This is a genomic window from Burkholderia sp. LMG 13014, from assembly GCF_905232215.1.
Taxonomy (GTDB): domain Bacteria; phylum Pseudomonadota; class Gammaproteobacteria; order Burkholderiales; family Burkholderiaceae; genus Burkholderia.
The window spans coordinates 1-19264 of sequence record NZ_CAJNKE010000067.1 but is presented as its reverse complement, the minus strand read 5'-3'; the positions used below and the strand labels follow the sequence as shown (position 1 = coordinate 19264).

Annotated in this window: 18 protein-coding genes and 2 pseudogenes; 8 read left to right on the top strand and 12 right to left on the bottom strand. The window is 60.6% G+C overall.

Annotated features, from left to right (window positions below; all coding sequences use genetic code 11):
• The 6 genes from JYJ84_RS11040 to JYJ84_RS11015 form a co-directional block, all read right to left on the bottom strand.
• A partial coding sequence (locus JYJ84_RS11040; protein ID WP_205189186.1) for a hypothetical protein occupies nt 1–790 on the bottom strand: 790 nt, incomplete at its 3' end.
• A gap of 74 nt (nt 791–864) precedes the next feature.
• Nucleotides 865–2016: a hypothetical protein gene (locus JYJ84_RS11035; RefSeq protein ID WP_175223580.1), complete on the bottom strand. Its 1152-nt coding sequence runs from the start codon at nt 2014–2016 to the stop codon at nt 865–867.
• A 216-nt stretch (nt 2017–2232) separates the two neighbouring features.
• Nucleotides 2233–3093: a hypothetical protein gene (locus JYJ84_RS11030; protein WP_236027721.1), complete on the bottom strand. Its 861-nt coding sequence runs from the start codon at nt 3091–3093 to the stop codon at nt 2233–2235.
• Entirely contained in the window at nt 3008–5236 is a 2229-nt protein-coding gene (locus JYJ84_RS11025) for a Mov34/MPN/PAD-1 family protein (RefSeq protein ID WP_175223579.1), read from the bottom strand. The genes JYJ84_RS11030 and JYJ84_RS11025 overlap by 86 nt, the downstream gene beginning before the upstream one ends.
• Nucleotides 5237–5249: 13 nt before the next feature.
• Complete coding sequence (locus JYJ84_RS11020) at nt 5250–6407, bottom strand: metallohydrolase (protein ID WP_175223578.1); 1158 nt, start codon at nt 6405–6407, stop codon at nt 5250–5252.
• 235 nt (nt 6408–6642) lie between these two features.
• Nucleotides 6643–7584, bottom strand: a complete 942-nt coding sequence (locus JYJ84_RS11015) for a hypothetical protein (RefSeq protein WP_175223577.1) — start codon at nt 7582–7584, stop codon at nt 6643–6645.
• Between the two features lie 163 nt (nt 7585–7747).
• On the opposite strand from JYJ84_RS11015, the gene JYJ84_RS11010 reads away from it, so the two are divergent.
• Genes JYJ84_RS11010 through JYJ84_RS11000 form a run of 3 tightly spaced genes read left to right on the top strand, consistent with a single transcriptional unit; the run spans nt 7748 to nt 9551 of the window.
• A complete protein-coding gene (locus tag JYJ84_RS11010; protein ID WP_175223576.1) occupies nt 7748–8338 on the top strand; it encodes a hypothetical protein in 591 nt (196 codons plus the stop codon).
• A complete protein-coding gene (locus JYJ84_RS11005; protein WP_175223575.1) occupies nt 8335–8727 on the top strand; it encodes a hypothetical protein in 393 nt (130 codons plus the stop codon). Before JYJ84_RS11010 ends, JYJ84_RS11005 begins: the two co-directional genes overlap by 4 nt.
• Entirely contained in the window at nt 8724–9551 is an 828-nt protein-coding gene (locus JYJ84_RS11000) for an ImmA/IrrE family metallo-endopeptidase (RefSeq protein ID WP_175223574.1), read from the top strand. Before JYJ84_RS11005 ends, JYJ84_RS11000 begins: the two co-directional genes overlap by 4 nt.
• A 254-nt stretch (nt 9552–9805) precedes the next feature.
• Here the strand turns inward: JYJ84_RS11000 and JYJ84_RS10995 are convergent, their stop codons facing one another.
• The 4 genes and pseudogenes from JYJ84_RS10995 to JYJ84_RS10980 form a co-directional block, all read right to left on the bottom strand.
• On the bottom strand, nt 9806–10117 hold the full coding sequence (locus JYJ84_RS10995) for a hypothetical protein (protein ID WP_175223573.1): 312 nt from the start codon (nt 10115–10117) through the stop codon (nt 9806–9808).
• A complete protein-coding gene (locus JYJ84_RS10990) occupies nt 10110–11252 on the bottom strand; it encodes a hypothetical protein (RefSeq protein ID WP_175223572.1) in 1143 nt (380 codons plus the stop codon). The genes JYJ84_RS10995 and JYJ84_RS10990 overlap by 8 nt, the downstream gene beginning before the upstream one ends.
• A 396-nt stretch (nt 11253–11648) precedes the next feature.
• Nucleotides 11649–12419: pseudogene (locus tag JYJ84_RS10985) on the bottom strand (thymidylate synthase); the annotation flags it as partial.
• Between the two features lie 41 nt (nt 12420–12460).
• On the bottom strand, nt 12461–13858 hold the full coding sequence (locus JYJ84_RS10980; protein WP_174960369.1) for a sigma-54 dependent transcriptional regulator: 1398 nt from the start codon (nt 13856–13858) through the stop codon (nt 12461–12463).
• A 505-nt stretch (nt 13859–14363) separates the two neighbouring features.
• Here JYJ84_RS10980 and JYJ84_RS10975 point away from each other — a divergent pair.
• Together JYJ84_RS10975 and JYJ84_RS10970 are read left to right on the top strand one after the other, a co-directional pair.
• Nucleotides 14364–14702 carry a hypothetical protein gene (locus JYJ84_RS10975; RefSeq protein WP_122944810.1) on the top strand — a complete coding sequence of 113 codons (339 nt, stop codon included), beginning with the start codon at nt 14364–14366 and terminating at the stop codon, nt 14700–14702.
• Between the two features lie 276 nt (nt 14703–14978).
• On the top strand, nt 14979–15479 hold the full coding sequence (locus tag JYJ84_RS10970) for a dihydrofolate reductase (RefSeq protein WP_043181911.1): 501 nt from the start codon (nt 14979–14981) through the stop codon (nt 15477–15479).
• An 84-nt stretch (nt 15480–15563) separates the two neighbouring features.
• Here JYJ84_RS10970 and pmbA read toward each other — a convergent pair whose 3' ends face one another.
• Nucleotides 15564–16934, bottom strand: coding sequence for a metalloprotease PmbA (pmbA, locus tag JYJ84_RS10965; RefSeq protein WP_122944809.1), 1371 nt, complete (start codon nt 16932–16934; stop codon nt 15564–15566).
• 127 nt (nt 16935–17061) lie between these two features.
• Here pmbA and yjgA point away from each other — a divergent pair, with 127 nt between their 5' ends.
• Nucleotides 17062–17667, top strand: coding sequence for a ribosome biogenesis factor YjgA (gene yjgA, locus JYJ84_RS10960; RefSeq protein ID WP_272931292.1), 606 nt, complete (start codon nt 17062–17064; stop codon nt 17665–17667).
• Nucleotides 17648–18259, top strand: a complete 612-nt coding sequence (gene mog / locus JYJ84_RS10955; protein WP_122946626.1) for a molybdopterin adenylyltransferase — start codon at nt 17648–17650, stop codon at nt 18257–18259. Before yjgA ends, mog begins: the two co-directional genes overlap by 20 nt.
• Before the next feature lie 34 nt (nt 18260–18293).
• Here mog and orn read toward each other — a convergent pair whose 3' ends face one another.
• Nucleotides 18294–18914, bottom strand: a complete 621-nt coding sequence (gene orn / locus JYJ84_RS10950; RefSeq protein ID WP_031399981.1) for an oligoribonuclease — start codon at nt 18912–18914, stop codon at nt 18294–18296.
• 117 nt (nt 18915–19031) lie between these two features.
• On the opposite strand from orn, the pseudogene JYJ84_RS10945 reads away from it, so the two are divergent.
• Nucleotides 19032–19264: pseudogene (locus JYJ84_RS10945) on the top strand (M48 family peptidase); the annotation flags it as partial.

The following is a 19264-nucleotide window of genomic DNA, read 5'->3' as shown; positions in this document are numbered from 1 at the left end:
CCTCGAGAATGGCGGCCATTTCGATGTTCGCCTCGATGAGCCTCACTGCTCGGGAGAACTCATTGGAGCTGATATCGAAGTGCGCCCGAATCTCGGCCTTCGCTACATCGAACGCTTCTGTCTCCCATGCGACTCTCGGGGGCAGCCGGTAGCTTATGCACACAAGGTCGAATCGCGAAAGGCGTGCAGTGTAGCTTCTGTGTCGATATTCATCACCAAGAAAATCCCCTTGGTATTTCAGCGTTTTCAGGTCTGCAATCAACTTTGGGAACTTTCTCCACAGGACTCCGAGGTTGATTATCGCAAGCTCAGTTAGGTGCTTTTGGTTCTCCCGGCCAAACGGATAACGGAAGACCTGTCCCGTGGCATCCACTGCTGCAAAATCTGATATAGCCGTGTCTAGTGGCTCGATAACCGTCTTATAGCGCCAGTCGAGTGCGACCGCATGCTCTTTAAAATAGCGCCACAATTTCCCGATATCATGTGATGTCTGGACGTCGATATCTGGCAGGCGATAAGCGTGATGAACAAGTGGGTGCAGTGAGTCGATAGCTGCCTTGATGTACAGTTCTATCGCATGACGCATGTTGAAGCAGATAGGGTACACAAAGGTGTCCGTCGGATGCTTCAGCCCTCGGTGACTTAGAACCTGCTCGAGTAGAACCTGTGCGGCGTTTGCAAAGCCTGCCGCATAATCCACGATGTCGGGCGAGCCGTTATCACCCACGCAAGCGTTCGCCCACGACGGCTCTGCGTTTCTGAACGTTTCGTTGTCAGGGTTCTGCGACATGTCGTATTGCAATAGTTAGCGGTCGGAGCATGATTTTACGTAACAGCTACGGTTTCGCCATGCCCGAATGCACTTCAACCCCCTTCTCCGTGCGCCCATAACGCCCGAACGTCACGAGCACCGAAGCGCAGTCGAGGAAACTCGCCGAGCTCGCACGCGGCGTCGAAGACCTGAAAATAGGCTCCGAGGAAACTCCCTTGATTCGGGCAGAAAGTCGTATATTTATGCAACTCGGCATAGTCGAGTGCGATACACGGCAGGTTCGTCTCATCGAACGCGCTGAACAAAGACTCGCTGTACTCGGCGTAGGTGTCGATGAATAGCTCTCGAACAATAACCAACGACAGAAGATGGTGCTTGCTGATGTCTACACAGACCTCGCGCTCGCCAACAACCATGCGAAACGGCCGCGTGGCATCCGCGTAGCCCACTGCGCCTACAACCTGCTTCAGGGCATCGTTTACCTGATGCACCGACATCAGCTTCTTTCTTTTCAGGGTGCGCTGTAGCGTTTTCTCTGTATTCGGTGAATCCTTCGCTTGCACAATCAGACACAGGTCGTCGGTTATGACGATGACGTCCGCAATTTCTTCCTCGTCGTAGTGACGCCTCGGCGCGTGGTAAATCTGCTCAGGCTTGAAGACCCGCTGGAGCATCAAAATGATGTCAAGCTCCTGGAACGCTCCTGGCTGCTCCCGCTCCAACGAAGTGAATGCGTACCCCTGGCCGCCGTGAAACTGGTACATCTGTGGTCGTGTGTCGGCTATCGTCAAGTCCTCTGGAAACAAAGGCTCCTCGAATCGCACGGCAATCGCGTCAGCGTCGTCGGCCGCTGTCCTGAGGCCAAACCACATGTTCGCCTGCTCATGTGCGTGGCCGAAGCTTGAGTCATTTAGCGAGGGAAACCTCACGTGCTCCAAGCGCATCTGCGCCATGAGAGGAACATCGACCTCGGCTCTATACCCTAACAGCTCACGATTCTGTTCATCAAATATGTGGACCAGAATTTCACGCCTGCTCAACAGATGTAGAAGGTCGAGGGACGGGCCGTCATCCGCCAGGAGACGCCACAACGTCAGCGGACAATCCTCGTCGTCAAAAAATGCGCTCATTAGCCCTATCGTTGACTGCCCGTTCAGTTCAACAGGGACGACGTAAATCTTGAACCCTCGATTCATCTTCGCCGGCAGGAGATAGGACACCGACATCTTCAAGATGAGCCGCATCGTGCCCTCTTCTGGCGCACGTACACAATGGATTCCGTCGGGATAACCAAGGACCTCTCGATAAAGTTCTGGCCGTTCTATCGAAAGCATTATCCAGTACCCTCGCAGTTCAGAATCTAACTTCAGTACGCACCAAGCGCACACGCCAAGAGAATCGCGACTCGCTCGAGAGCGCTCGCGTCGATGCCGCTGCAAGCTGAAGCACGGCAATATGTGTCACTCACCTCGGCCACCAACCACTCCCCCCTTCGCCTCTGGTTTGCTCCTGGAGGCAGCTCGCCGCGCACCGCTGACCTTCTTTGCTGAATGGATGCAAAGAACGTTCTGGACGAAGCGAATTCCGGAATTATGTGCTGCCAGTGCCGCAATCAGATACTGGACTGCGAAGACCACCGAAGACCATACGATAGCCCTGACTGTGTTGCCGAACAGAAAGAGCCCAAGCGCTACCAGCGGCACAAGCAACAGCGACATCGCAGCGATGTCCCGGAACATCAGATACTTCTGGTGGCTCTCGAGCACCGATACTTCGTTCTCCACCTGCTTGTAGAGCCGATACCACGTCGAATTTTGGTCGCGCTCATCACTCGGGAAAGCCCCCACATTTTTCTTCAGCGCATCGACGTCAATCCGCGTATCGGTCTGGGCGTACACGGAGAAGGCGCGCGAACCAGGCATCGGATTACGAAGGCGCCAGAATACGAGAATCGCCTTCTGCGAGTGCGAGAGCTGGTACGAAAGAAAAATAATGGGAACAGGCAAGAAAATTGACAGGCCCGTTCGTAGCGCCATTCCCTTATCCGCGGTGAAGTCGTCGATGGGGTGATGAAACGCGATGACCAGCAATATGATGACATCGAAGATGCCAACGCCGACGAGCCAGACCATATTGCGCGCTTTCAACGACTTTCCAGATGATGCTGCTTGTGCAACTTGCTGTAGAGCGTCCATGTATTTCCCCGCAGTGTCGAGTATCGAAGCCGTGCGACCTTTAAGCTGGCGTGCCATCGCGGACCAGCGCAGCGTAACCTTGCGGGTGGCGAATGAGCAGAACTGCCGCGTGACGTATTTGTCCATCAAGCGATTTCGCGGCATCCCTGTCCATCTGTGATGGACCACTCACCGCCAAATGGCTATGCCATGTCCCCAGGCACCAGAGCGTGTGTCCACCAAGCGCTTCGTAGCCGCGAATCGTGTCGAGAGTTCCTGCGACCCCGAGCACGAAACGCGCAGGCGAGCGCGTGCTGTCAGGCGACGCAGGGAGGACGTCTGTGATGAATATCTCTCTCGTGAGCGCGGAAACATTTCCCACGATAAGGCCGCCAGTTTCGACCGTAGGATGCTCAGCAACATCGGCGACAATTTTCTTATGCGCCCTATCGAGCACGCACACGGTCCACGCCTTCCCGTCGAACACCTCCGCCACATGCGTTGCGCCAACCTCGTCGTGAACCCACGTGATAGACATTCCATCGTCACCGACTGTAGCGACGGACGCCATGCCGGTCTCTGGCAAGCCGGCCTCGTCGTAGTGATGCAGTCTCTGACCAATTCCAGCTGCGACGAGCGAGACTCGAGCGTCAGACATGGGAATAGTGACCGAGTGGCAGCCGATACCGATTTCGAGAATGTTCGCCGCCGCGGTTACACCCGCATCGCGCAAAAACCCGAGCGAGCGTAGTCGCTCGTACGCGTGATACAGCAGGTCGACCGTCGACGGATTTCTGCCTTCTCCTTCCACGGTCATGAATGCTGCATTGCCATGCTGGATGAGAGCCCCCTCAATGACGCGTGCGTCAAAGTTCGCCTTCGCGAAAAAGTCGCGCACAGCTGGCGAACCTGTCGTGTTCACCACCAGCGATTTCTCGCCACGGAAAAAATCTCGGTACTTAGCTGCATTGAAGTCCAGCCCGCGAATGTCAGATGCGACAAACTTCGGGCGCTTTGACGCAAAGCTCTCCATGATTTGCGCCAGCCTCTCCGCTTTTCCGTGCAAGTTATCTACGTCGTCCGGCAAGAGTGCGTGGCGCGCCACGTTGTGCGCAACAACAAGCTTCTCGTCAATCAGCAACGCTGCCTTGCCGCCCGCGCGTGCGACGTGCATGGCAACCTTCGAACCGAGGCTTCCGCATCCTGCGAACGTCAGCTGCAATTCCTTCGATTGCTCTTGCAGCGCCGAAGTCCGCCTCAGCAGCTTCGAAGAGATGGGAGATGAGAAAGCAACGGAACTGACCGGCGTTGTATCGTCAACAGACAGCTTCGTCGGCAGTGAGTGTTGCATCTTGTAGCCGAGCATCTCAAACTGGCTCTGGGTACCGATAATGTTTGTGGGCCGGCGCACCGGAAAGGCAAAATACAAGAGCACCTCGACCTTGTAGTTCGACGTTGCAAGCGTGCGGTTAAAGTTGCTCACGAAATCGTCTAGCGCAACTCGGCACCCCCACTCGGCGGCCTGCTCGGCAAGCTCCGCGAATGTCGTGACGGTATCAGCCTTGTATCGCTCATGAACAAGCGGTTGCTCACCAGGAGCAGCTTGGGGCCAGCAAAAGACCAGAGGTACGCGCCCGCGAAATGCCCTTTCGCTCACGCCAAGCGTTTTCAGCCACTCTTGCATGAAGAACTTGTCGCCGACCGGAAACTTCTGTTGTGGGTCACGCGCTAACGACCAGCGGCCGTCTTTGCTCCAGCACGTCATGCACATGAATAAGCGCCACCCGCCGAACGGTGGCTTGTCGAAATATCCTGCGGGGTCCATCTCGACAAAGTTGAAGCCTACGTCCCTTCGGCTCGGCTCCCAGCCCTTCTCATTGATGGCCAGCTCATCGACCGCAGCTTTGTTCAACCAATCCGACATCTGGTCGACAAGGCGAAAGAAGCCGTCTGAATGCATTACATCAAGCTTATCGCCGAACGTAGTGCATGGGGGCACCCGACTTCCGCACTTGTGCAGATAGATATGCGGTAACGCGTCCGGAAAATCCTCGCGCAACGTGAATCGCGGAGCACTATCCGGAAAACCGGACGGAAACTCGACGAGCACTTCCTCTCGCGCTCGAACACCGTTCGGACTCGCGCCCGCGGCGGCCCAACGCGACGGCAGGTCAACGAGAAATGTCGCGTAGACGTTTGCACCACCGCCAGAAGTTTCTTCGACCTTTACCGACTCGACCGCAGGATGCGCCTCGAGCAACTGGATTGCACCCTGCAGTAGAGCGTTCATGGCAACCTCAGTCTTAGCCGTGCGACAAGGGCTTCGCGCCGAATGCTGCGGCAGCACCCACCGCTGCGGGGGCCGCTGCAACCTTCCATTTCGCCTTGACGCCACCCGACGTGACTTCGAACACCATCGGCTCAGAATTCTTCTCGTTGGGATGGGCCGAGGTGTTCACAAACTTGCCCGACGCCGCCTTCGCGATAGCTTCGTACTCGCGCTTTGCGCGGATGCAAGGAGGGTCATTGTCGTCGTCGAGAATCAGATTACTGCTGGCGACGATGTAAGCGCCCGCGCGTGTCTGCGACAGCGCTTTACGCGCGTCGGAAGACACTTCAGTATCCTCCTTCTTCTTGCTCCAGCTGTGCCACGAGAGTGTGTGCCACGAGCAATGGTGAGGCGTCAACAGCAAGTCGTACTCGAGCGCCGTCGTGTCATCCTTGTGGCGTTTCCACTGCTTTTCCCAGATGTACACCTCTGCATCGCCGCCCGAAAGAAATTTCACGGCATCTGCAACCGCTCCCGTGCCAATGGAATAGTTGATGATGATGCTCGACTCGTTCTTCGAAAGTTCATCGGCATCGTGCTCGTCATCGGCAGGCATCGGCGCCAGGAGCAGCGCACTGAAGTTCTCCTGCTCTTTCCCGGCCACCGCCGTGACGCGCTCATCAGTCTTCACGACGATGTCGAGGATGTCGTCGGTCTTGCCGTCCATGTCCTCGCCCATAATCAAGATGCGGTCGCCATCATCCAGCTGTCCTTCTTCGCGAAAGAGCGCAACACGGCGCTTTGCTTCCGTGTTCCACGCGCGGGCGTCATCACTCAGTGTGTGGTATTTCGACGCGCGGCGGAATACGAGCGGCGACGACCACATCTCGTGAATGACGATTTTCGACGGCTCGCCCTTAGTCGGATAGTCCATCAACGAGCCCAGATAAAAGTGCTCACGCAGGCCACGGCAATGGTCCTGGTCCGGATGGCTCAGCACCATCACGTCCACGTACGGGCGCCCTTCCTCGTCAACGTCAAGTTTCTCGCGCAAGTCCTTAAGCACGTCGCGCACGCCATCGCCGGGCTGCCGGATGTTGATGTCGATAAGAATCGTCCGGCCGCTGGACAATTTGATAAGCGTCATGTCCCCATTGCCCACGGGGAAAAAGGTAATTTCTGGCGTTGCCATGGGTGACATCCTTCAAACAAGTGCGTGAAAACGCCGCCAATCATTGACGGCAACCTTTACTGCTCAAGACACGGGGAACACTTTACACAACCACAATATATAGTTTATTTTCAACACAACACACAATATATTGTACCGCATCGCAATATTTCTTTCAGTTGAAAGGAATATTGCGATGCGCGCAGCATCGCTCCGGTAAATACGACTGCTTTCAAGTCATCCCTAGCGCATTCGACTACGCAACGCTCGCGGAGGGGCGAGCCAGGATTTCAGCCAAGGCGTCGAACCAGTTGCGATCGTGAATCAATCGCGCGTCGTGCGCCGACGCCGAGAGGATTTGTGCCTTGGTCATCTGCGAGACGATTTCCCAGTTCGCATGAGCGAGCACATAGGTGGCGTTGTTGGTGAATCGGCTTTCGAGGATGCAGATACCCCTGCGCGGGAAGCCAAATACGACGTAGTCGTCAAATCCACCCAGACCAACGGCGATAAATTCCGGGCTGTATTTGCCAATTTCCTTGAAGCGCGCCGCGACCACTTCGCGGCTTTTTCCGCGGCTCTTTTCGATGACGGTTTCGAGCGACGGCCACGCGGTCTGCCAGGGGTTCTTCCCCGACGGCAAGAGCTTCCAGTTGAGGCGGCGGACCGGCACATCCACCGACGGGCTCATCGACATGTCGAGCACCTCGAAAGAGCCGAACTGCTCGACGAGCATGTTGGCTGTGTTCGTCGCAGCGGCCGCCTGCGCATCCGTACGTTCGAACGGGCCGGCAACAATGCAGTGCGCGCCACCGGGGTCTGCCGAGACAACGACCTCGATGGAATACGGCGGAACCTTCGTGCGCGGATAGCGGTAGTACGGGACATCCTTGACCTCGGTCACCTCGACCTCACGGTCGCCATGTCGCTGCGTATACGTCCAGCTAATCTGGCGGTACGCGGTCTCCTTCTTCCGGTCACGATGCACGATGTCGAAACCATTGGCGTTTCGGCGGCTTGCCGCGCCACATTCCGGCGGCAGCAAGCGTTCACCGATAACCAGTGGGCTCGAGAAGCCCAGAGCCTTCAGACGGCGAGCATGCTCAGGGCGCACACGCACGCCAAGGTAGTATTTTTTACCTTCAGGGAGATGCGACAGGTAACGATTGATGTCGCGCGTCTTGCGTTCTACTATCATCGGATAGTCCTCGCTCACTGGAGTGGCGAAACGCCGAATGCTTCGCCCATACTTGGTAAGACTCTCCAGAACGGCCGCACGGACGTCTCAACAAAAATTTCCTTCGGCAGCGTCCGTAGAACGCGCCCGGAGAGTCTTTACCAATATGGGGAGTTCGGGAGCTATGAAAAAAGCCTCCGATACAGACCACCGCCTGAGTCCGGCGGAGGTCAAGCAGGAACTGGAAAATATGTCGCCGGCCGATTGGGTCCGCGTCGAACGGATTGCCAGACGAGCGTTTGCTGGGATAGGTGCCGAATCGCACGAGGACCTGCTTCAGGAAGCTTGCGCAAAGCTCCTCGGCGGAGAGCGAGTCTGGCATCGGGGATACCCTGCCGTTCCGGCCATCGCATCCGTCCTGGATAGCATGGCCAGTAACGCTCGCAAGCGCGAAGCGAACGGTCCAATCGACGGAAACACTGTTGTGGAAAGCAGCGACGTCATGGACGCGACCGACCTGCTTGTCCGCGGCGTTGAGCCAGTTCAGACACTCACCCCCGAGGTCGCGACATCCGATGCCGAGCAAGCCGCTCAAGTCGAGATACTGCTGGCAGATGATGCGGAGGCAGCACTGGTCGCTTGGGAATGGGCTGCAGGTAGGCGCGGCAAAGAAGCCGCGGAAGCGCTACAAATGGACAAGAACCAATACGACGCCGCCCGTAAGCGGCTGGTCAGGAAACTCGAAACGATGGAAGACGAAAGGAGGAACGGATGAGCGCATCGCGCAAGCCCCAGTTCTCGTCGAGCTTTCTCGAGTCATACACGTATGAGCTGATGTCTATGTCCGACGAGGAAATCCTCGAAGGTGAGGATATCGACGCCGTGAAGCAGCGCGCCGCCAATCGCATCGCAGCAGCGAATCAAGCCGCTGGACGCAAACGAATGGCAGCAGCTAAAGCGGCTCGTCTGCAGAGGCAACATGAGCCCGACGTTTCGTCTTCTGCTGTGTCGTTAGATGAAGTAAAGGCCTACATACGAGAAGCAGCGAACGACGGTCAGGTCACCCTCGCCGCTCGTCAACTCAGCGAAATGTCAGAAACCGACGCTCGACGGCTCTACACGCAGCTCAAGCAACTTCGGGATGGGCAGGGAGAAAACAATTGACTCCCGGCCAGCGCGCGGAAGCACTGGTATCCGAGTTTGGCATCTCGTCCCCATCGGAACTGGACGTCGAAGCCATCGCCTACGACGCGGGCATGGATGTTCGTTATGAACAGCTTGATGGTTGTGAGGCGACGCTCGTAGGGGTCAAGAGCCAGGCAATCGCAACTATCAGGCCGTCAGGCAACCGCGGACGCGAAAGGTTTTCCCTCGCACACGAACTCGGGCACTGGAATATGCATCGCGGAAGGTCGTTCCGCTGCCGCGTCGATGACCAAAGTACAAACCTGGCATCCGACGCGACACTCGAGAAGGAAGCCGACAGTTACGCCGCGCATCTATTGATGCCGCGCTACCTATTCGACCCTGCCATCCGCTCGGGAGCAAAAATCCCGACGTTCAAGCACATCGGCGAGGTAGCTCAAGCGTTCGAAGTCAGCATCTCGGCTGCCATCATCCGCATGGCCGAAGTCGATTCACTGCCTGTAATCGTCGCCTGCTACGACAAAGCGGGAATACGCTGGCATGCGTTTGCCCCTCATGTTCCGCGGCGCTGGCGCCTGGTGCAGACACTTGACGAAGACAGCTTTGCCTATGACATCGTAAATGGAGCCAAATCAACGCAAGGCTCCGGAAAACAGGAAGCCCAAGCGTGGTTTTCCAACGATGAAGCGGCCAACTACGAAGTCCACGAGAATTCGATGCCCGGTCGCCCAGGGGAAGTGCTGGTGATGCTGTACATCGGCGATACAAACATGTTCGAGTCGCCCTACGAGCGCGAGCCCGAACGCCGCGATGTTCCGAGTTTTGGGAGGCGGTCGCGCTAGTCAGCTACCGGGACGCTCATGCTGCAGGCGTCGGCGCCCGCCGGATGTGCTCAGGCGTTCGGTCAAAAGCCCGCCAGCTACGGAGAATTCACTTAGTCGCTGACATCTGACGACTTACCGCGTCCATGTGCTCTGTGTGGTTCCAAGTTCTCAAGCGCAGCCTGACCTGAAGCACGAAAAAACCCGCCGAAGCGGGCTTTGTCATTTCGCGAACTGAGCGAAGTGGCGCGCCTAGCTCGTCACCGGGAGCGCAGCTAGTCGCCACCGTTATTGCGGACGTTTTCGATGTACGAGTCAGCGTCTTCTTCCGGATAGTCGGGCTTCGACTCGCCATCGTGGGTCTCGCATTCGCTATCGGCGTTGAGGTCGTCGCTGTAGTAGACCACACGCTCCTGGCAACACCAGCAGAATCCAAACTGGCTGTCCTTGCGTGCGCAGTGAAGATGAACGTATTCAGCCTCTTCACCTGACGCCAGAACGATAAGCGGATTGAACGCCGAATCGTCGGTGCCATTGCAGGATTCGCAGACTTTGTCGTCGGCCTGACCGTAGCTTTCGTTATGCATGGTCACCCTCCTTCGACTCGTCGTCCACCTCAATGAACAGGGCTTTCATGCGTTCGAGCTTAGCTTCGTCGACCGGTTCGTTGGCGTGGTCCGCCAGCCAGTTGCCAATGCGATGCGCCATACGCTCGGTGCCGGGATTGAACTTGTGCAGCAGTTGGCTGAACGCCGCACGGGTCGCCTCGCTCCCATCGTTCGGCAGCTTGGCCACCTCGGTGAGGAATTGGGGTCCGAGCTCCTTGCTGCGAATTTCGAGCAGCTCAACGTCGATGAGCTTCTCGAAGTGTGCGAGCGTGCCGGAGTGGAACGCCTTGCCGCCGGCAACCAGCGGCACCTTGCCCTTGTCGCCGCCGCGGAACGACTTGACTGCGGCGGCGGCTTGAATCAGGGCACGGCCACGCGCTTCATCGCGGCAGCTATCGCCGTGCAGAAACACACAAGCGAGCAGGTACTTGGCGTGAATCGAGTCGTACTCGCAGGCCTCTTCGAGCGCCGCAATGCACGCGGGAGCTTCGAAGCGGTGCAACCGCTGCTGGCGAATCGCAAGCAACGCCTGCGCGCACATGAAGCTGCCGCAGAAGGCGCCCAGCAGCAGAACGCGGACAGCCTGGCCCACGTTGTCGGCTTTGAGGAACGTCTTTGAGAGCTCAAGCAGGCTCCCCGGGTGGCCGAGGTTATGGGCTTCGACGAAGAAGTCCATGCAGTCGGAGTTGCGCTCGGCCTCGAGCAGCTTGGCCAGGTCCATGTTTGCCTGCACGTGGCCCTGGCGCGCGCAGGCGCGCAGCTCATTGAGCTGAGCCTCACGGTTGCCGACGGTGTTGGCCGCCGCATAGCGCTGACGCAGCGATTCTTTACGCTCTTGAATCAGTGCGACGAACGGCATGCCGAACTCGCGCTGCGACACCTGGTTCTGCAGTTCCACGGGCGTGTGCGAGGAACCCTCCTGCGCTTTGAGAGCCGCCACCACCTCGGCTTTGAGGTCCGCAACGGTTCGGCCTTCCGAGAGCACAAGCAGGTCACCACTGATTTCAGTGGACGGATACGACGCTGCCGCGACGTGCTTAGCGGAATACTTGTCGAAGGAGAGCTGGAGAGTGTGGCCGTGGGCCGGAACAGCAAGAGATTTGGCTTGTGTCATGTGACACCTCATCATTTTAAAGGCGAAACCCTTCACTTCGCGGTGGTGCGAAGTGAGCCGGAGGGTTTTGATGAGGCCTGTGGTTTATGCGGTGTCTCCGCAAGCAGGTGCCGATACCTGTTCCCTTGCTTGAATCTTCCCATACAGACGCGCATCCAGCAAGGCATACCGACATCGAGTGCGGCATGTCGCCTGCGCTAACCCACGCTAAGGTTTGCAAAAAAACAACAGTATTGAGCACTTTCCATTCAATTTGAAAGGCGAGAAGCGCTTCTGTGTAGTAAGCGGGAGAAGCGACAACGATGAGCTGTTAGATGGTACTTTTTGAAAATGTACCGGCGGGAAAGCGGCTAGAAGCTAGTGTCAATGGTAGGTTGGCACTGTTTTAGGTTCTACAAACATGTGCGCGTCGCCGATGAAGTACGTGAACCAGCGCGGCGTGTAGCCCGTCAGCCGGCCGACCAGCGACAGCAGCGCGGCCCCTTCCGTCAGGTTGAACGGCGTGCCGAGGCCGACGTCGTTGCTGCGGATGTACAGGCACAGCGAGATCTCGCGCTTCGTCGCATTCGGCAGGAACTGGTACAGCAGATGGCACGCGGGCAGCGCGATTTCGTCGAGCACGGCCGGATTCCACGCGTGAAACAGGATGCGCCGGTCGGACGGGCTCTCCATGATCGTGTCCAGGCACTGGCGCAGCTGGTCGATCGCCTTGTACAGCAGCACCTTCGGCGCGCCGTCTTCGTCGAAACGCGTGACGATCCGGAAGCCGCGGCGCGTCGCATCGGCGATCTGCGCGTCGGCGCCCGCGTCGAGCACCTTGTAACCCGGCCACTGGCGCCATTGCACGCCGTACACGTCGCCAAGATCGTCGACGCCCTGGCGATACGGGTTCGCGAGCCACTGCGCGTTCTCGTTCGCGTTCGCGTCCCACACCTTGCAGCCGAGCGCGCGGAAATCGGCCGCGCTGCGCGACGCGCGCAGGAAGCCGACCAGCTCGCCGATCGCGGACTTGAACGCGAGCTTCTTGGTCGTCACGGCCGGGAAGCCTTGCTGCAGGTCGAAGCGCAGCATCGCGCCCGGCATGCTGATGGTGCGGATCCCCGTGCGGTTCTCCTGCCAGGTGCCGGTATCGAGAATGGTACGAACGAGATCGAGATACTGTTTCATGCGGGTTCCTTCGGCCGCGAGGGCGGCCGTACCCGCCAATTTTAGCAAGCGTGATGCGGAAGCCCCGACAACGGCGCCGAAAACCCTGCCAGCGTGTCGCCGCGATCGCGCATGCCGTGCGCACACATCAGCCGGTAGAGCGTGACGCGCGACACGCCGAGTTCGCGTGCGGCATCCGCGAAACGGCCGCGATGGCGCAACAGCGCCTGCTCGATCGCCTGCCGTTCGGCCGCCTCACGCGCCTCCAGCAGCGACACCGGCGCGAGCGTCGCGAAGTCGTTCAGCTCGAGATCGGCTGCGGTGATCATCCGGCCCTCCGACATGACGATCGCGCGGCGTACCCGATTGATCAGCTCGCGCACGTTGCCCGGCCATGAATAGCCGTACAGCGACGCGACCGCGTCAGGGGAAAAGCCGCGCAGGCGACGATGCGCGTCGCCCTTGAAACGCTCGAGCATGTGGCGCGCGAGCACCTCGATGTCCTTGCCGCGCGCACGCAATGGCGGCTCTTCGATCTTCAGCACGCACAGGCGATGGAACAGGTCCTCGCGGAACCGCCCTTCGCGCAGCGCCGCTTCCATGTCCACGTGCGTCGCGCAGATCACGCGCACATCGACGGGCACCGACACGTGGGCCCCCAACCGCTCGATCTTGCCTTCCTGCAGGAAGCGCAGCAGGCTTGCCTGGCTTTCGAGCGGCAAGTCGCCGATCTCGTCGAGAAACAGCGTGCCGCCGTTGGCGGCCTCGACGCGACCGATCTTGCGCTGGTTCGCACCGGTGAACGCGCCGCGCTCATAGCCGAACAACTCGGCCTGCAGCAGCGTCGACGGGATCGCACCGCAGTTGATCGCGATGAACGGCGCCTGCGCGCGCGACGAACGCTCGTGAATCGCGACCGCCGTCAATTCCTTGCCCGTACCCGATTCGCCTGAGATGAACACCGGCGCGTCGGTGGCCGCGACGCGGCGAATCGTCCTGAAGAGCCCGAGCATCGCATCGCAGGTCCCGACCATTTCGCCTTCGCTGCGCCCGGCGCCGACGGGCGGCGCAACAGGTTCGGTCAGCGCGACCATGCCGTGCGCATGACCGACGGTCTCGACGATCCGCGACGTCTCGTACGGCATCGTCACGTAGTCGAAACAGTAATCGCGAATGAGATGACGCAGCGTAGCGTCCTGCAACTGGCCGCGGCGCGTCGCCGCGATCCAGCCGATGTGCTGAATGCTCAGACAGGATTCGAGTTCGCGCAGGTCCGAGGGCTTGAATCCCGGCGAAAAATCGAGCAGCCCGGCCGTTGCGACACCATGCTGCACGACGCGCCGTACATCTCGCACCGTCTCTGCGAGATCGACACGCCAACCGCATTCGTCGAAATGGCCGCGCAACGCGTCGTTCGGTTCGCGCGAATAGTAGATCACGTGCCGCTGATCGGCTCCCATATGCCCACCCCGTTCATCAACCGTCTAACGATTGCCGTGCACGCCAGGTCACGTGCGAAAAGGATCGAATCGGGTCAGCCAAAGGTGGCTCGATTCGCCATGCCGATGCGCGGCGACGACAATGCCTCGCATGATGGCGCTTGTCTCGCGTCCAGTTATTTTTTTGATCAAGACAACTTGGTTATAGGCACTGAATACGACAATCCGATTTCAGCGCGGTGGGCGATGCGGCCGAATCGCTCAGGAGGTCGATGCATATCAATCGTCTGCACATAGCCCCGGCGCAGCGATACGCTCTGTCATCAACACATGCGGCGATTTTCATCCTTGAAGCGTATCGATTGAATCCGCAGTATTCCCGAGCCCCCTCGTTTCAGGTCTGAAACATTTTCAGCCGTTTTCCGACACAATTCGCAACGCTTGCGCACGAATCGCAGTCTCGACAACGGTCCCGGCGCGATGGCATGCAATTCGCTGAATATAAAAACCGTCGGAGACAGCGACCATGCGAAACCATCTTTTACTTTCTTTCGTGCCGATGGCCATTGCGGTCGCGGCCGCCGGCCCGCCCACGCTCGTACGCGCAGACGAAAGCACGAATCAGGATCGCGCCATGCTGCTTGCGGCAAACGCGCCGAGCATGCAGCACGGCACCGGGTTCGGCATCGTGACCGTGTCGGCACCGCAGCCGCTGCCGGCCGGCAGGACGTCGGTGACGCTGTGGGACGAGATCCCGCCGCCGCCCCAGTTACCGATACCGCTCCCGGTACCGCTTCCGGCACCGCAGCCGGGCGACGTGCAGCACGCGATGGAAGGCACCACGCAAGGCACGACGCGTCAGTGACGCATCGGCCGATCCATTTGATAAGGATGACATATTGATTTGAGCGGACCTGACCGCATCGATCGGATGCCGGCATCGTCCGTCGATCTCGCAACACGAAACGGTTTTGTGCTCCGTCCCCCGGCGGGCACTCTTTTTATTCATTCCATCGCCGCGACGCATTGCCTCGAGCGTCGCGGCGCGCAGCGCCGAAAGGCGGATGCGCGCCCCGGAACCGGCACGCGCTGCCGTTCCGGTAGAATCGGCGCCATTCCGGTTTTCCTTTCCCCGACCTTCATGACGACGTTGACCCTGATCGTCGCGCGTGCCCGCAACGGCATCATCGGCCGCGACAACCAGTTGCCCTGGAAACTTCCCGAGGATCTCGCCTTCTTCAAGCGCACGACGATGGGCGCGCCGATCGTGATGGGCCGCAAGACCCACGAGTCGATCGGCCGGCCGCTGCCGGGCCGCCGCAATATCGTCGTCACGCGCGACGCGACACGCCGCTTCGACGGCTGCGACACCGTCACGTCGCTCGCCGACGCGCTGGCGCTCGCTGCGCGCGACGGAGTGCCCGAGGCATTCCTGATCGGTGGCGCGCAACTCTACACGGAAGGCCTCGCACTCGCCGACAAGCTGGTCGTCACCGAGATCGATGCCGACTTCGACGGTGACGCGTCGTTCCCGGCGCCCGACGCCGCGCACTGGCAGGAAGTGTCGCGCGATGCGCACCAGGCGGCCGCGCCGAACACGTTCGGCTATGCGTTCGTCGTCTACGCGCGCAAGCGCGGCTGACGCGTCGCCCGCCATGAAAAAAGCCCGACCGGCTTGCGCCGGTCGGGCTTTTTTCGTTTGATGACGGCCGATGCCGCGCGCCGCTTACTGCCCGGCGATCGTCATCTGCTCGATCAGCACCGAGCCCGTTTCCTTCGTGCCGCGCACGATCGAATCGGCGCCGATCGCGACGATATGCCGGAACATTTCCTGCAGCGTGCTCGCGACCGTGATTTCCTCGACCGGATACTGGATCACGCCGTTCTCGACCCAGAAGCCCGCCGCACCGCGCGAATAGTCGCCCGTCACGTAGTTCACGCCCTGCCCCATCAGCTCGGTCAGCAACAGGCCGGTGCCGAGCTTCTTCAGCATCGCATCGAAATCGTCGCCCGCCTGCGTGCTCGAGCTGCGCAGCGCGAGGTTGTGCGAGCCGCCTGCGTTGCCGGTGGTCTGCGTACCCAGCTTGCGCGCCGAATAGGTCGACAGGAAGTAGCCTTCGACGACACCGTCCTTGACGACGCTGCGCGCACGCGTGCGCACGCCTTCCTCGTCGAACGGTGCGCTGCCCATCGCGCGCGGCACGTGCGGATCCTCGACGACCTGGATGTGCGGTGCGAACACCGGCTTGCCGAGGCTGTCGACGAGGAACGACGTCTTGCGGTACAGCGCGCCGCCGCTCACCGCCTGCACGAACGCGCCGAGCAGGCCTGCCGCGAGCGGCGCTTCGAACAGCACGGGCACCTTGCGGGTATCGAGACGGCGCGCACCCATTCGCGCAAGCGCACGCTCGGCCGCGTAACGGCCCACCGCTTCGGGCGCCGCGAGATCGATCGCGCTGCGCTTCGACGAATACCAGTCGTCGCGCTGCATGTGACGGCCGCTGCCCGCGATCGGCGCGCATGCGATGTAGTGGCGCGAGTACGGGTAGCCGGACAGGAAGCCGCGCGACGTCGCGAGCACGAACTGCGAATGCTGGGCCGACACGCTCGCACCTTCCGAATTGCGGATCTGCGGGCTGACCGCGAATGCGGCATCTTCCGCGCGGCGGGCAAGCTCGACAGCCTCGTCGGCGGTGAGCGCCCACGGGTGGTAGAGATCGAGGTCGCGCGGGTCGGTTTCGAGCAGCTCGGCCTCGGCGAGACCTGCCGCCTCGTCTTCGGCCGTGAAGCGCGCGATGTTGTAGGCGGCGGCGACGGTATCCTTGATCGCGGCTGGCGAAAAATCCGACGTGCTCGCATTGCCGCGCTTCTTGCCGATGAACACGGTCACGCCGACCATCTTGTCGCGGTTGTGCTCGATCGTTTCGACTTCGCCGCGGCGCACCGACACCGACAGGCCGTCGCCCTCGGAGATTTCGGTCGCGGCGTCCGTCGCGCCGAGCGCCTTCGCATGGCGAAGGATGTCCGAGGCGATTTCTTTGAGCTGGTCCTGCGTGTGCGGGAAATAGCGCGCTTGTACGTCGAGATTGGCTGCCATCGTCGTGATATCCGGTGGCGGGCGGGCGCCCGCATGTTCAAAATGTTGCGTATCCCGCGATCATAGCAAGGTCCGGGGCCGGACACCGACAAGCTTGGGGGGGCCGCGGCGCGATACAATGCCGTCCATGACACGCAAAACCCGAATCCAGCCGATCGAGCATGCCGTCGAAGAAGACGACAATGGCTACGATCGCCCCAGCAAATCCCAGTTGAAGCGCGAGATGCACGAGCTGCAGGTGCTCGGCCAGGCACTCGTCGATCTGCCGAAAGACGCGCTGAAACGCATGCCGATGCCCGAAAGTCTCGCGGACGCCGTTCGCGAGGCGCGCCGGATCACCGATCACGAAGGCAAGCGCCGCCAGCTCCAGTACGTCGGCCGCGTGATGCGCTCGCTGACCGACGACGAGACGGCCGCGCTGCGCACCGCGCTCGACGCGCAGCGCGGCGTGAACAAGGCCGCGACGGCCCGCCTGCACTGGATCGAACGCACGCGCGAACAGTTGCTCGCGAACGACGACGCACTGACCGAATTCCTGCGCCAGCACCCGGAAGCCGATATCCAGGAAGGCCGCACGCTGATCCGTAACGCACGCAAGGAAGCGCAGCAAGGCAAGCCGCCGCGCTATTTCCGCGAGCTGTTCCAGTGGATCAAGACCGCTGGCGGCACGTCCAATGCGGACGACGAAGCGGCGGACGACGCCGGTGACGACCATGACGACGACGAAGCGTAACCACCCGGACGAGCTCGTCGTCGGCCTCGTGTCGATCAGCGACCGCGCGAGTACGGGTGTCTACGAGGACAAGGGCATTCCCGCGCTGCAGGAGTGGCTCGCCAGTGCGCTGGTGTCGCCATGGCGCGCCGAAACGCGCCTGATCCAGGACGATGCGCCCACGATCTCCGCCACGCTCGCCGAGCTCGTCGATGTCGCCGGGTGCGACCTCGTCCTGACGACGGGCGGCACGGGCCCCGCGCGCCGCGACGTGACGCCCGAGGCCACGCTGGCCGTGGCGACGAAGGAAATGCCGGGTTTCGGCGAACAGATGCGGCAGATCAGCCTGAATTTCGTGCCGACCGCGATCCTGTCGCGGCAGGTCGCGGTGATCCGCGAGACGGCCGACCATGCGGCGCTGATCATCAACCTGCCCGGCCAGCCGAAGTCGATCCGGGAAACGCTCGAAGGGCTGCGCGATGCCGACGGCAAGTCGACCGTGCCCGGCATCTTCGCCGCGGTGCCCTACTGCATCGACCTGATCGGCGGCCCGTACATCGAGACCGACGCCGCGGTGGTCGCGGCGTTCCGGCCGAAAAGCGCTCGACGCTGAGCCTGTACTCAGCGCTAAGCGCGTGCCGGCCCGCTCAGGCGGCCGGCGCGGACTCCCCTGCCGATGCCGACGCGGCCGGAATCAGGAAATGCTCGCGGTAGTACTTCAGCTCGTCGATCGACTCGTGGATGTCCGCGAGCGCCGTGTGCATCGCACGCTTCTGGAAGCCCTTGTAGATCGCAGGCTGCCAGCGGCGGCACAGCTCCTTGAGCGTGCTGACGTCGAGGTTGCGGTAGTGGAAGAACCGCTCGAATTCGGGCATCCAGCGCGCCATGAAGCGGCGGTCCTGGCAAATCGAGTTGCCGCACATCGGCGACTTGCCGGGCGACACGTACTGCGCGAGGAATGCCTGCAACTGCGCGGCGGCTTCCGCCTCGGTCACGGTCGACGCGCGCACGCGGTCGATCAGGCCCGAGCGGCCATGCGTCGACTTGTTCCAGTCGTCCATCTTCGCGAGCGTTTCGTCGCTCTGGTGGATCGCGAACACGGGGCCTTCGACGGCGATGTCGAGCGTGGAATTGGTCACGACGACCGCGATCTCGATGATGCGGTCGTTATCCGGGTCGAGGCCCGTCATCTCCATGTCGAGCCAGACGAGATTCAACTCGTTGCGCACGAGCGCGGGCTGGCTGGTGGAAGCGGCGGTATCGGTCATGAGTCATCCTGGAAAATGGCGGACGGCGCGCGGCGCCGCCCGAGCGGCCGGCATCGCAACAGCGGGCCCGGTCCGCAAGAACATATAATTCTCGCATAGAACCCTTTGGCCCCTTCGATGTCACCCTTTTCGTTCACCCTGCTGTTCGCGCTCGCCGTGCTCGCGATGGTCGTCACCAAGCTGTGGCTCGCGTCGCGGCAGATCCGCTTCGTCGCCGCGCACCGCAACGGCGTCCCCGTACAATTCAGCGCCACCATCCCGCTGACCGCCCACCAGCGCGCGGCCGACTATACGGTCGAGCGCACCCGGCTGACGATGCTCGAGATCGTCGTCAGTGCGGCCGTGCTGGT

Coding starts and splice junctions, on each gene's coding strand:
- JYJ84_RS10970 (WP_043181911.1), top strand. CDS start 14,979: ATGACGACGTTGACCCTGATCGTCGCGCGTGCCCGCAACGGCATCATC.
- JYJ84_RS11010 (WP_175223576.1), top strand. CDS start 7,748: ATGAAAAAAGCCTCCGATACAGACCACCGCCTGAGTCCGGCGGAGGTC.
- JYJ84_RS11025 (WP_175223579.1), bottom strand. CDS start 5,236: ATGAACGCTCTACTGCAGGGTGCAATCCAGTTGCTCGAGGCGCATCCT.
- JYJ84_RS10995 (WP_175223573.1), bottom strand. CDS start 10,117: ATGCATAACGAAAGCTACGGTCAGGCCGACGACAAAGTCTGCGAATCC.
- JYJ84_RS11035 (WP_175223580.1), bottom strand. CDS start 2,016: ATGCGGCTCATCTTGAAGATGTCGGTGTCCTATCTCCTGCCGGCGAAG.
- orn (WP_031399981.1), bottom strand. CDS start 18,914: ATGACCGATACCGCCGCTTCCACCAGCCAGCCCGCGCTCGTGCGCAAC.
- JYJ84_RS11020 (WP_175223578.1), bottom strand. CDS start 6,407: ATGGCAACGCCAGAAATTACCTTTTTCCCCGTGGGCAATGGGGACATG.
- JYJ84_RS10990 (WP_175223572.1), bottom strand. CDS start 11,252: ATGACACAAGCCAAATCTCTTGCTGTTCCGGCCCACGGCCACACTCTC.
- pmbA (WP_122944809.1), bottom strand. CDS start 16,934: ATGGCAGCCAATCTCGACGTACAAGCGCGCTATTTCCCGCACACGCAG.
- JYJ84_RS11030 (WP_236027721.1), bottom strand. CDS start 3,093: ATGGACAAATACGTCACGCGGCAGTTCTGCTCATTCGCCACCCGCAAG.
- JYJ84_RS11015 (WP_175223577.1), bottom strand. CDS start 7,584: ATGATAGTAGAACGCAAGACGCGCGACATCAATCGTTACCTGTCGCAT.
- JYJ84_RS10975 (WP_122944810.1), top strand. CDS start 14,364: ATGCGAAACCATCTTTTACTTTCTTTCGTGCCGATGGCCATTGCGGTC.
- JYJ84_RS10980 (WP_174960369.1), bottom strand. CDS start 13,858: ATGGGAGCCGATCAGCGGCACGTGATCTACTATTCGCGCGAACCGAAC.
- JYJ84_RS11005 (WP_175223575.1), top strand. CDS start 8,335: ATGAGCGCATCGCGCAAGCCCCAGTTCTCGTCGAGCTTTCTCGAGTCA.
- yjgA (WP_272931292.1), top strand. CDS start 17,062: ATGACACGCAAAACCCGAATCCAGCCGATCGAGCATGCCGTCGAAGAA.
- mog (WP_122946626.1), top strand. CDS start 17,648: ATGACGACGACGAAGCGTAACCACCCGGACGAGCTCGTCGTCGGCCTC.